The 12,278-nt window shown below is 60.1% G+C and carries 9 protein-coding genes; 5 read left to right on the top strand and 4 right to left on the bottom strand.

Annotated features, from left to right (window positions below; genetic code table 11):
• Positions 1-32: 32 nt before the first annotated feature.
• From ORY85_RS06660 to ORY85_RS06645, 4 genes are all read left to right on the top strand, one after another.
• Entirely contained in the window at positions 33-914 is an 882-nt protein-coding gene (locus ORY85_RS06660; protein WP_274572693.1) for a lysophospholipid acyltransferase family protein, read from the top strand.
• Between the two features lie 128 nt (positions 915-1,042).
• Positions 1,043-2,431: a GntP family permease gene (locus ORY85_RS06655; RefSeq protein ID WP_274572652.1), complete on the top strand. Its 1,389-nt coding sequence runs from the start codon at positions 1,043-1,045 to the stop codon at positions 2,429-2,431.
• A gap of 9 nt (positions 2,432-2,440) precedes the next feature.
• Positions 2,441-2,959, top strand: coding sequence for a gluconokinase (locus tag ORY85_RS06650; protein ID WP_274572653.1), 519 nt, complete (start codon positions 2,441-2,443; stop codon positions 2,957-2,959).
• A 316-nt stretch (positions 2,960-3,275) separates the two neighbouring features.
• Positions 3,276-4,229 (top strand): AEC family transporter, encoded by a 954-nt coding sequence (locus tag ORY85_RS06645; protein ID WP_274572654.1) that lies wholly within the window; start codon positions 3,276-3,278, stop codon positions 4,227-4,229.
• 175 nt (positions 4,230-4,404) lie between these two features.
• On the opposite strand, the gene ORY85_RS06640 is transcribed toward ORY85_RS06645, so the two are convergent.
• A complete protein-coding gene (locus tag ORY85_RS06640) occupies positions 4,405-7,179 on the bottom strand; it encodes an Rne/Rng family ribonuclease (protein ID WP_274572655.1) in 2,775 nt (924 codons plus the stop codon).
• A gap of 492 nt (positions 7,180-7,671) precedes the next feature.
• On the opposite strand from ORY85_RS06640, the gene ORY85_RS06635 reads away from it, so the two are divergent.
• Positions 7,672-8,679: an RluA family pseudouridine synthase gene (locus tag ORY85_RS06635; RefSeq protein ID WP_274572656.1), complete on the top strand. Its 1,008-nt coding sequence runs from the start codon at positions 7,672-7,674 to the stop codon at positions 8,677-8,679.
• Positions 8,680-9,605: 926 nt separating this feature from the next.
• Here the strand turns inward: ORY85_RS06635 and pmbA are convergent.
• The 3 genes from pmbA to ORY85_RS06620 form a co-directional block, all read right to left on the bottom strand.
• Complete coding sequence (pmbA, locus tag ORY85_RS06630) at positions 9,606-10,940, bottom strand: metalloprotease PmbA (protein ID WP_274572657.1); 1,335 nt, start codon at positions 10,938-10,940, stop codon at positions 9,606-9,608.
• A gap of 65 nt (positions 10,941-11,005) precedes the next feature.
• Positions 11,006-11,569, bottom strand: a complete 564-nt coding sequence (locus ORY85_RS06625; protein ID WP_274572658.1) for a hypothetical protein — start codon at positions 11,567-11,569, stop codon at positions 11,006-11,008.
• Positions 11,570-11,582: 13 nt separating this feature from the next.
• Positions 11,583-12,203: a BON domain-containing protein gene (locus ORY85_RS06620; RefSeq protein WP_274572659.1), complete on the bottom strand. Its 621-nt coding sequence runs from the start codon at positions 12,201-12,203 to the stop codon at positions 11,583-11,585.
• Positions 12,204-12,278 lie beyond the last annotated feature (75 nt).

The following is a 12,278-nucleotide window of genomic DNA, read 5'->3' as shown; positions in this document are numbered from 1 at the left end:
TGTTACAATGCGCACTTGGGAGGCCGCAGATGGTGCAAAAAATGGTTTTTTTCCTGTTCGGGCTGGCCGCACGCCTGCCGTTGCGCGTGCTGCACGCTCTGGGCAGTCTGGCGGGAACGGCCGTGTTTTATACGGCACCCCGCAGCCGGACGCGTGTGCGCGAGCATCTGGCGCAGGCGCGTCTGCCGTGTGATGATGCGGCGGTCAAAGCCGTGCTGCGGGAAACGGCCAAGGGCGGTTTGGAGTTGCCGGTGGCGTTTTTCAGACAGCCTGAGGCGGTCAGTGCGCTGTTTGTCGAAGTACACGGTTGGGCGCATATCGAGCGTGCGGTGGCGGCGGGGCAGGGCCTGCTGCTGCTGACCCCGCATTTGGGCAGCTACGATTTGGCGGGACGCTATATCAGCGAGCGGCTGCCTTTCGCGCTGACGGCGATGTACAAACCGCCGAAAATCCGTGTGTTGGACGAAATCATGCAGGCGGGCAGGGTGCGCGGCAAAGGCAGAACCGCACCGGCCAGCGTGCAGGGGGTCAAGCAGGTCATGAAGGCGCTGCGTTCGGGCGAGGCGACGATTGTACTGCCCGACCATGTGCCGAAGCCGGAAGAGGGCGGCGGTGTGTGGGTGCGTTTTTTCGGCCGCCCGGCCTACACCATGACGCTGGCGGCCAAGCTGGCGCAGGTGCAGAACGTCTGCCCGCTGTTTTTCTGCGGCGAGCGTTTGAGTGGCGGGCGCGGGTTTGTGCTGCACGTTGCACCGTTGGCGGGAACGCTGACCGGCGACAAAATCCGCGATGCGCAACTGATGAACGACAACATCGAAGCATGGGTGCGCCGCTTCCCCGCGCAATACCTGTTTTCCTACAACCGCTACAAACAGCCCGCCGGTGCGCCTGAGCCGGATAATCAGGCCGTCTGAAAGCGGGCGGGGTGCGTTTCAGACGGCCTGTGCTGCCCGGTGCGTAATACGGCTCGGGGCTATACTATATATTCTCCGCTGTTTGACTCATCCTATTCCGACCATTAACTCACGGACAGGTGGTACCGATGGAAAACTGGACACAGACTTTGGGCACGGGGCCGCTGCTGACGGTTGCCGCCGGTGCGGTTGCGCTGATTTTGGTGCTGATTATCCGATTCCGCATACACGCGCTGCTGACGCTGATTCTGGTCAGTCTGCTGACTGCATTGGCAACCGGTTTGCCATTGAACGCATTGGTGGGGGAGGTACTGGTTAAAAACTTCGGTGCGACTTTGGGCGGGGTGGCTTTGCTGGTGGGCTTGGGGGCGATGCTCGGCCGGTTGGTGGAAACTTCCGGCGGCGCGCAGTCGCTGGCTGATGCGCTGATCCGCATATTCGGCGAAAAGCGCGCGCCGTTTGCTTTGGGTGTGGCCTCGCTGATTTTCGGTTTTCCCATGTTTTTCGATGCCGGGCTGATTGTGATGCTGCCGATTGTGTTTGCCACCGCGCGGCGCATGAAAGCCAATGTGTTGGCGTATGCGCTGCCCGCCATCGGCGCGTTTTCGGTCATGCACGTTTTTCTGCCGCCGCATCCGGGGCCGATTGCCGCGTCCGAATTTTACGGCGCGAATATCGGTTATGTGCTGGTTTTGGGTTTGCCGGTGGCGGTGTTGAGCTGGCTGGTGAGCGGTTATTGGTGGGGTTTGAAGGCGGACAGGCTGTTTCCGCTGCCGGTACCCGATTTGGTGGCGGGCGGTGTACAGGATAACGACCAGCCGGAGCACCCCGCCAAAGCCTCGACGGTGGTTGCGCTGATGCTGGTGCCGATGGTGCTGATTTTTATGAATACCGGCCTGCATATGGCTGCCGCAGCGGGTTGGGTGGACGGCCGGGCCGCGTGGGTGCAGTTGCTGCGTATGATCGGTGCGACACCGGTGGCACTGCTGATTTCGGTATTGGCGGCGATGTATGTGTTGGGGTCGAAGCGCGGCCTGAACGGCTCGGCCTTGGAAAAAACGCTGGACAGTACTTTGGCGCCGGTGTGTTCGGTGATTCTGATTACCGGTGCGGGCGGTATGTTCGGCGGCGTGTTGCGCGCTTCGGGTATCGGCAAAGCCTTGGCCGATACGATGGACGGCTTGGGTATTTCCGTTTTATTGGGCTGTTTTTTGGTGGCTCTGGTGCTGCGCGTGGCGCAGGGTTCGGCCACCGTGGCTTTGACAACGGCTGCCGCGCTGATGGCGCCGGCCGTGGCGGCGGCGGGCTACAACGAATGGCAGTTGGCCGGGGTGGTGCTGGCAACGGCGGCAGGCTCGGTGTGCGCCAGCCATGTCAATGATTCCGGCTTCTGGCTGGTCGGCCGCCTGCTGGATATGGACGTGCCGACCACGCTGAAAACGTGGACGGTCAATCAAACCCTGATTGCGCTGTGCGGTTTTGCCTTTTCGGCGGCGGCCGTGGTGCTGCTGGGTTAGGAGAAGCCGATGAGTGAAACCGTGCATATCGTTTTCATGGGCGTGTCGGGCAGCGGCAAAACGACTGTTGCGCGTATTTTGGCGCAGCATTTCGGCTGCCCGTATGCCGAGGGCGACGATTTCCATTCTCAGGCCAACCGCGACAAAATGGGCGCGGGCACGCCTTTAACCGATGAAGACCGTCTGCCGTGGCTGATGCGCCTGCGCGACTGGATGAGTGCGCAGCAGGCGGCAGGACAGGCGTACAGCGCGGTAACGTGTTCGGCTTTGAAAAAAAGCTACCGCGATGTGTTGCGCGGTGCGCAGGGGCAGGTGGTGTTCGTGCATCTGTCCGTACCCGTTGATGTAAACAGGCAGCGTTTGGAAGCGCGGGTCGGCCATTATATGAAAGCAGACATGCTCGATTCGCAACTGGCGGTTCTCGAACCGCTGACAGACGGCGAGGCGGGCATCACGCTCGACGGCAGCGGTACGCCCGATGAAGCGGCCGCTGCCGTTTCGGCATGGCTGGCGGGTTTATCGGGCTGAGCGGCGGACAGGCAGAGGCCGTCTGAAAATGAGCAGCGGGTTTCATCACATCGCAGAAACCGGCTGCGCTCTGTTTCAGCTTCGCAGAAACGGCGCAGGGCATCGTTTTAGCTTCGCAGAAACGGTGCAAGACACCGTTTTCAGACGGCCTTTTTGCGGCAGATGTTGCGCTTGTGCTGCCGAATCGGCAGTGTATACAGGGAAAATCCTGCTAATCACTATTTTGTGCATGTCTTTATTTTTTCAGACGGCCTTTTTTCCTGTTTCCGCCTGCACTAGAATAGGACTTTGTTTCGATATTCACAAACGGTGCAGTATGGGCTTTTTTGATGCGGTGTGGTTTGCGGTGAATGTGACGCTGCCCAGCGTGTTGCTGTTGTTGTTCGGTGTGTTTTTGCGGCGCAGCGGGCAGGTGGGGGCGGAGTTTGTCGCGCAGGCATCGAATCTGGTGTTCCATTACGGCCTGCCGCTGCTGCTGTTTTCCCGTTTGGCGGCGGCGGAAATCGATTACGCCGAACAGGCGGTTCTGCTGACGGCGGGCGCGGTTTCGACGCTGGTGCTGTATTTCGGTGCGGAAGTTTATGCGTGGCGCAAAATCGCCGATGTGCGCGACAGAGGGGTGTTTGTGCAGGGCGTGTTCCGCAGCAATATGGGCATTATGGGGCTGGCGTTTGTGCTCAATGCCTACGGCAAAAGCGGATTGGCGGCGGGTGCGGTGTATATGGGCGTGATTACCGTGCTGTACAATATTTTGGCAGTGGTGACGCTCAGCCGTGCGCAGGGTGGGTCGGCGGCGGCCAAATGGCACCATACGGTAAAGAAGATTTACACCAATCCGCTGATTGTGGCGATTGTGTTTGCGCTGCTGTTGCAGCGTTTCCAAATTCCCGTGCCGCGCGCGCTGATGCAGACGGCCGATTATGTGGGCGATATTTCGCTGCCGCTGGCGCTGATTTGTGCCGGTGCGACGTTTGACTGGCGTTCGATGGCGAAAGTATCGGATGTTGCGTTGCAGGCGGGTATCGGTCGGTTGGCAGTGGCACCGGTGGTGGCGGTTTTGACCGGCTTGGCTTTCGGCTTGAACGGCGTGGCGATGGGGGTATTGTTTTTGATGGTGGCGACGCCGGTGGCATCGGCCAGCTATGTGATGGCCAAGGCCATGGGCGGTAACGATGTGGCGGCGGCCAATATTGTCGGCATCACGACATTCGGCGCGATGTTTTCCGCTGCGGCAGGTATGGTGTTGCTGCGCGGATTCGGCCTGATGTAGTTCTGCACTCGGTGTACCGGTATCGGGAGCGGTGTACTGTCGTTTGAGTGCGACGGATGATCATGCAGTAAAAGATGTTGTGAAGTTTTGTTAAGTTCCTTCGAGCCTGTAATATATAAGGCCGTCTGAAAACCGGCGGGTGCGGTTTTCAGACGGCCTTTTCGGTTTTGCGGCATCAGCCGTTGTGCGTTTCCACCTGCACCATTTCGGCAGGTTCGGCGGCTGCCGTTTCACGGCGCGGCACATCGGAACGGCGCAAACCTTTTGCCTGCGACGGCTGCGGGACATCGGCAGCGGCCACGGCATCGGTTCGGGTTTGAACCATCACCATGCCTTCGGGCAGCACGGTTTCCGCCTTTTTCGGTTTCGCTTTGGGCGCGCGCTTGCGCTTGGCAGGCTGCGGTTCGTCTTCATCGGCAGGCTCGGGTGCGGGGTGGGCCTCTGCTTCGGGCTGTACCGCATCGTCTGCTTCGTTTTCAATCGGGCTGAGCGTGACCACCAGCGGCTCGCTGCTGTCGGCCGTACCCGGGGTTTGTGCCGCTTCTTCGGCGGCGGGCAGGGTAATAATCAGCGGCCCGTCTGAGGGCATATCGTCTGCGGCAGGGCGGTTTTCCGCAACGGTTTCGCCGTAAACATGGGCAACGGCCGCGCGCACTTTGTCGCCCGCTTCGTCAATCATCAGATACTGCTCGATTTTTTCTGCCGACGGAATATGGCGTTTTTTATCGTTGCGGCGGTTGCGCTCGCGCTGGCTGCCGCTACGGCTGCGCTCACGTTTGGGCTTGGTTTCCGCATTTGCCGTATCGCTTTGCGGCTGTTCTGCCTCCGGCGCGGCATCATCGGATACCGTTTCCGTTTCGGCGGCAAGCGGCAGTGCTGTTTCTTGGGGCGTGCGGTTTTCCTGACGGCGGGACGGGCGGCGGCGCGGCTGTGTTGCGGCTGCGGTGTCGTCTTGCCCGTTTTGAACCGCCGTTAACGGAGTGTTATTCAGGGTTTCGTCTTCGGCTGCCGTTTCGCTGTTGCGGCTGCGGCGTTCGTTGTGGCGTTCGCTGCCGTTGCGCTGTTCGGAAGCGTCATGGCGTTTGCGGCGGTTGCCGTTGCGGTTTTCGTCTCCGGCCGCCCCGGTTGGGGTTTCGGCTGTGGCGTCCGCTTCCTGCGCTTTGCTGTGGCGGCTGTTCCGGCGGCGGTTTTGCGGATTGCGCCGTCCGCCATTTTGGCGGGGCTTGCCGTCTGCTTTGCGTTCGGGCTTGGCCGGTGCGGCCTCGGGTGCGGCAAACAGGCCTTTAAACCAGTTTTTCAGGTTCTGCCACCAGCCCGGGGCGGCGGGTGTTTCGCTAACCGGGGCGGGCTGGCTGTGGCGCAGGCCTTTGACGGCCGGTTCCGGCCGTGCGGCTTTGGCTTTTTCGCCGCCGAAAGGTTTGTCGTTTTCATCGGCCGGCGGTACTTCCACGCGTTTGTAGCTCGGTTCGCCGTTTTCTTCGATGTCGTCGGTACGCACCCGGGTGATTTCGTAATGCGGGTTTTCCAAATGGATATTCGGAATCAGGAAAACGGAAACGTCCAAACGTTCTTCGAGTCCGAACAGTTCGGCGCGTTTTTCGTTCAGCAGGAAGGTGGCGACATCGACCGGCACCTGTGCGTGCACTTCGCCGGTGTTGTCTTTCATCGCCTCTTCCTGAATGATGCGCAAAACGTGCAGGGCGGTGGATTCGATGCTGCGGATCACGCCGGTGCCGGCACAGCGCGGGCAGGCGATGTGGCTGCTTTCGCCCAGCGCGGGTTTTAACCGCTGGCGGGAGAGTTCGAGCAGGCCGAAGCGGGAAAGTTTGCCCATCTGAACGCGCGCGCGGTCTTTTTTCAGCGCGTCGCGCAGTACGTTTTCCACATCGCGCTGGTGTTTGGGGTTTTCCATATCGATGAAGTCGATGACCACCAGACCGCCCAAGTCGCGCAGGCGCATTTGGCGGGCGACTTCTTCGGCCGCTTCCATATTGGTTTTGAACGCGGTGTCTTCAATGTCGGCACCGCGTGTGGCGCGGGCGGAGTTGACGTCGATGGAAACCAGTGCTTCGGTGTGGTCGATGACAATGGCGCCGCCGGAGGGCAGGCTGACGCTGCGCGCGAACGCACTTTCAATCTGATGTTCGATTTGGAAGCGGGAAAACAGCGGTGTGTGGTCCTGATAGAGTTTCAGACGGCCGACGTTGCCGGGCATCACATAACTCATAAATTCGGCCACTTCCTGATGTACCTCGGGATTATCGACCAGAATTTCGCCGATGTCGGGGCGGTAGTAGTCGCGGATGGCGCGGATAAGCAGGGAACTTTCCATAAACAGCAGGTAGGGTTCGCTGTGGGCTTGGCCCGCTGCCTCGATGGCCTGCCACAGTTGCAGCAGATAGTTGAAATCCCATTGCAGCTCTTCCACGCTGCGGCCGATGCCGGCGGTGCGCGCAATCAGGCTCATGCCGCGCGGTACATCAAGCTGCGCCATCGCTTCTTTGAGTTCCTGACGTTCTTCGCCCTCGATGCGGCGCGATACGCCGCCGCCGCGCGGGTTGTTCGGCATCAGGACGAGGTAGCGTCCGGCCAGGCTGATAAAGGTGGTGAGTGCCGCGCCTTTGTTGCCGCGTTCGTCTTTTTCCACCTGCACGATAACCTGCATACCTTCTTTGAGTACGTCCTGAATGCGGGCGCGGCCGCCGTCGTAGTCTTGGAAATAGCTGCGGGAGACTTCTTTGAACGGCAGAAAGCCGTGGCGGTCGGTGCCGTAATCGACGAAGCAGGCTTCGAGGGAGGGTTCGATGCGTGTGATCACGCCTTTATAGATATTGCCTTTGCGCTGTTCTTTGCCCAGCGTTTCGATGTCGAGATCGAGCAGGGTCTGCCCGTCCACAATCGCCACGCGCAGCTCTTCGGCCTGCGTGGCATTGAATAACATTCTTTTCATGATGACCTCGGTTGGCACTCTCGAGGCGGTAATCAGTATTTGAGCTTGCGGCGGCAGGGGTTCATGCCGGTATGGCCGGCCATGTGCCGCCCGGTTAAGAAGGAAATAAAGAACATCCGCCGCAGGTTGCGGCGCCGTTTGCGTGTTGTGTCGGTAAACAGAAAAACACCGCCAAACTTAAAATTATCGGAACCGTCGTCTTCTTAAATCCGGAATCCCGTCGCGGTTGTGCCGCCGGTGGGCGGCGGCCGGGTGTCGGTCAAACTTAATTACGATCCTGCATCGGCAGGTTGTTGCCGCTGCAAGGAAATGCTTTGTCGAGTGCGCTTTTCAGATAAAATAGCGGGTTTGCAGTATTGCCCGTGCCGCGCTGCCGCGCAAAAGCAGGCGTTTGCCGGTGTGTCCGGCGGATTGTTCTGCCCCGGCACCTTTTCAGACGGCCTTGTTTTGCCGTTTGTGTGCGGATATACGGGCTTTCGGATTATAGAGAAAATGCCGCCGATTAGCAAAGATTCCGTTACGTTCCTCACCGTTGCCGAGCATGAAGCCGGTCAGCGGCTCGACAATTACCTGCTCAAACTGCTCAAAGGGGTGCCGAAAAGCCATGTCTGGCGGATAATCCGTGCGGGCGAGGTGCGTTTGAATAAAAAACGCGCCAAGCCGGAGAGCCGGATTGCAGCGGGCGACTTCCTGCGGATTCCGCCGGTGCGGGTGGCGGCGAACAGGCCGTCTGAAAACGGTGCGGTGCCGCCCCGGGTGTTTGAGATTGTGTTTGAGGACGATGCGCTGCTGGTGGTGAACAAACCATCCGGGGTGGCGGTGCACGGCGGCAGCGGGGTGAGCTTCGGCGTGATCGAGCAGTTGCGCCGTGCGCGGCCTCAGGCGAAGTATCTGGAATTGGTGCACCGTCTGGACAAGGATACCAGCGGGCTGCTGATGGTTGCGAAAAAGCGCAGCGCGCTGGTGAAGCTGCACGAGATGATCCGCAACGACAAGCCGAAGAAGATTTATCTGGCGCTTGCTGTCGGGGCGGCGGCGCAGGACGGGTTTGCCGTGAAGCTGCCGCTGTTGAAGTACACCGGTGCGCAGGGCGAGAAGATGGTGCGGGTGAGCGGGGAAGGGCAGCAGGCGCATACGCTGTTCCGTGTGGCGTCGCGCTTTTCAGACGGCCGTCTGCATCGGGCGGGTATTGGCGCGCTGACTCTGCTGGAAGCCACGCTGAAAACGGGGCGCACTCATCAAATCCGCGTGCATCTTCAATCGCAGGGTCTGCCGATTGCGGGGGACGAGCGTTACGGCGATTATCAGGCCAACAGGCGGTTGCAGAAATTGGGCTTGAAACGGATGTTTCTCCATGCGGCCGAGCTGCATCTGCCGCATCCGTTAAGCGGCGAAATGCTGCATCTGCACGCCCCTCTGCCGCCGGAATTGGCGGATTTTACGGCGGGTTTGGCGGCAGACGGGCGGGCGGAGGATAAAAATCAGCCCGAAGACTGTTGATCCGTATGGGAACGGTAATATATGTCGGCTTAATGTTTACGGTTTGGGTTGGATCGGAAAATATATCTGTTTTTGATTGGAAAAAAGAAATGGGTTCGGAGCGGCAGGTAGACGGGGAAGCGGGGGTGTCGGATTCGAGAATCCGACCTACGGGCACTTAAAGATTTCCGCACCGAACAGCTCGAATCGGCATACAGCATCTCACTCGGCAAAACGACCAGCGGCGGGCCTGTCATTACTGAAAAACAGGCAGCCGCAAAATAGGGGATGAAACGGAAAACCCTGCCGGAACACGGCAGGTTTGAAATACCGTTGCGTGGTGTGAAACGGTTATGGAGAATTTGTTGCAGAAAAGTAGCGGATTGATCGCATCGTGTATCAGTTTGCAGGCCGTTTGAACGGGGGTGTTTGTGCATCGAGCCGTTCAGACGGCCTTGTTTTGCGGGAAGGTTGTTGTCGGGTGGCGATATTGGGGGCGTGGACGGTGGTGTCGGATTCAAGAATCCGACCTACGGCGGGTAGGCTTGGTATCAGATTATGCTGTATCTGGCGGCGTGGATTCCCGGCACATGATTGACCATGAGTAGGTAGGTCGGATTCTCGAATCCGACTCGGCGGCTCAGTCAGAACGGCAGGAAAGCGTAGGAAGGCATGGTGCGATTCGTTTTCAGGCCGTCTGAAAATGCTGCTGTGGAAACGGATATGGATTGTTTGGCAGGAATCCGGCGTGTTTGGGTGTCGCAGAAACCCGCTTCGCTCTCATGTAGGTCGGATACTTGTATCCGACAAAAAGCAATTCCGTTTGTTTTGACTTAGCTACGCAGAAACCCGCTTCGCTCGTTTTAGTTGCGCAGAAACCCGCTTCGCTCGTTTTCAGACGGCCTGTGTCGGGGGCTTTGAAACGGTATGTGTGATGGCGGCCGGATTTATGATGATTGTCCGGCCACGGTCATTTCGCCGATGAGTACCGAGCCGACTTTGTGCGACGAGCGGCGCAGGGCATCGTCGGCCACGCCCGCGATGTTGCGCAGCATATCTTGCAGGCGGCCGGCGATGGTGATTTCTTCGACCGGATATTGAATCACGCCGTTTTCCACCCAAAAGCCCGCCGCGCCGCGCGAGTAGTCGCCGGTCAGCATATTCACGCCCTGTCCCATCAGTTCGGTTACCAGCAGGCCGCGTCCCATCTGGCGCAACAGGTCGGATTGGGCGGCACAGGTGTGGCCGAGTATCAGGTTGTGTGCGCCGCCAGCGTTGGCGGTGGTCTGCATACCGAGTTTGCGCGCGCTGTATGCGGAGAGAAAATAGCCCGCCACGCGGCCGTTTTCAATCACGAAACGCGGCTGTGTGGCCACGCCTTCGGCATCGAAATAGGTGCTGCTCCAAGCGCGCGGGATATGCGGCTCTTCGCGCAGGCTCAGCCACTCGGGCAGAATCCGGCTGCCCAGACTGCCGGTGAGGAAGCTGCTTTGGCGGTAGAGCGCGCCGCCCGAGAGTGCGCCGACCAAGTGGCCGATCAGGCTGCCGGATACGGTGGTGTCGAAGAGGACGGGGTAGTTTCCTGTGGGCAGGCTGCGCGCGCCCAGACGGCGGACGGTGCGTTCGGCGGCGGTGCGGCCGATGTTTTCCATGCTGTCGATTTCATGCGGGCTGCGGGCGAGGTCGTACCAGTAATCGCGCTGCATACCGCCGCTGTCGGCCGCCACCACGCTGACGGATACGCTGTGGCGCGTGCCCTGCTGGTGCTGCATAAAGCCGTGGCTGTTGCCGTAAACGAATTGGTAGTGGTTGGTGTGGACATCCGCGCCTTCGGAATTCTGCACGGCGGGGTGGGTGTCGAGTGCGGCCGCTTCGCAGCGTTTGGCCAGCTCGGCGGCAGCGGCGGGGGATAAGTCCCACGGGTGGAATTTGTCGAGATCGCCGATGTGTTGCGCCATCAGTGCGGCATCGGCCAAGCCTGCGTATTCGTCGCGGGCGGTGTGGCGGGCGATGTCGAGGGCGGCACGGACGGTTTGTTCGACGGCCTGAGGGGAGAAGTCGGCAGTGCTGGCGCGGCCTTTGCTCTGTCCGCTGTAAACCGTGATGTCGAGCGATTTGTCCTGCTGGTGTTCGATCTGTTCGATTTGTTGCAGTCTGACCTGTACGTTCTGCCCCAGTGATTCGCTTAAATCGACTTCGGCCGCAGAAGCACCTTGACGGCGTGCGGCATTCAGGGCGAGAAGGCACAGTTCGTTCAGTTCGGAAGCGGAATGGTTGAACATAGGAAATCCGTGAATCATGGGATTCAGACGGCCTGCGTGGCGGCAGGCCGTCTGAAAACGGGCGGTCAGAACAGATTGTCGGTCAGGTCTTTGGGTTTGGCTGCCGGTTTGGGCGCGGCTTCTTTCGGTGCTTCCGCTTTGGCGGCAACGGGTTTGGCCGGTGTCTCCTTCGGTGTATCAGGTTTCGCGGCAACCGGTCCGGGTACGGTTTCCTGAGGTGTTTCGGCCTTGACAGCAGCTTCTTTTACTGTTTCGGTTTTGACTGCCGGTGCAGCGGGTTCGCTGCGTGCGGCTTTGGCGGTGGCGGCCGGATTCGGTGCGGCGGCAGGCTCTGCGGATTCGGTGCTGTCGGCGGTATTGTCGGCCGTCTGTACCTCATCGTTGGCGGGCAGGGGCGGAACGGCCTGGCCGGCGGGCAGGGTGCCGACGGCACTGCTGCGGCCGGGCGACCAGATTTCGACAGCGGTATGATTGTCGGCAGGTGCGGCAGCGGCGGCCGGCGTTTGGTTCAGGGTGCGGAAGACGCCGACCAGGAGCGCGGCGACAGCGGAAACAGCCAGCAGGAAAACGGCCAGCAGCAGCTTTTTTGGTGTCAGGCGGAAAGCGGGTTTGGGACGGGAGGTGTTCATATCGGTCGGTTAATCAGTTGGCGGCGGGCATTTGCGGCGCAAAGTTCTGGTACAGCGTGACCACCTGCTGTACGCCTGCGGTGGTGCGGACTTTTTCGGTTACGGCCGCCTGTTCGGCAGGCGTCAGAATACCCATGACATAGGTTACGCCGTCATAGGTAACGATTTTGACGCGGCCGGGATAGACGCCCTGAATGCCCAGTAAGGCGGTACGTACTTTGGCGGTACTCCATGTGTCGGCGGAGATATTGCCGATGGTGCGCGGCTGAGAGGTAACTTGGATGTAGTTGTAGACGGCTTCGGCGGATTGTTCGGCACGCGCCACTTGGGCGGCGAATGCTTTTTCCGCTTCGCTGGAAACATGACCCAAAAGCAGCAGGTGGCGGTTGTAGCTGACCACGCTCAGGCGCGGCGGTGCGGCCGAAGGGTTGCGGTTTTGTTCCAGATACGACAGGGCGGTGTTGCGTACGCGCAATTCCATGACCTGATCATCGGCCTGTGTGCCGGTGGTGCGGCGGTCGAGAGCGGACTCCGCACCGACGGCGGCACCGCCGACCAAGGCAGCGGCACAGCCGCCCAACAGGACGGCGGCAGCGGCAGCACAGCACAGGGCTTTGAATGGGGCGGTATTCATCGGAGTATCCTTTCGTCATGGGTTGGCGGAACGCGCTGAGCGGTTTCAGACGGCCTTTGCCGGGCGCGGACGGGC

Source organism: Neisseria leonii, from assembly GCF_028776105.2.
In the GTDB taxonomy this organism is placed as follows: domain Bacteria; phylum Pseudomonadota; class Gammaproteobacteria; order Burkholderiales; family Neisseriaceae; genus Neisseria; species Neisseria leonii.
Note: the sequence above shows the minus strand (reverse complement) of the source record. Positions and strands in the feature narration are given on the sequence as shown.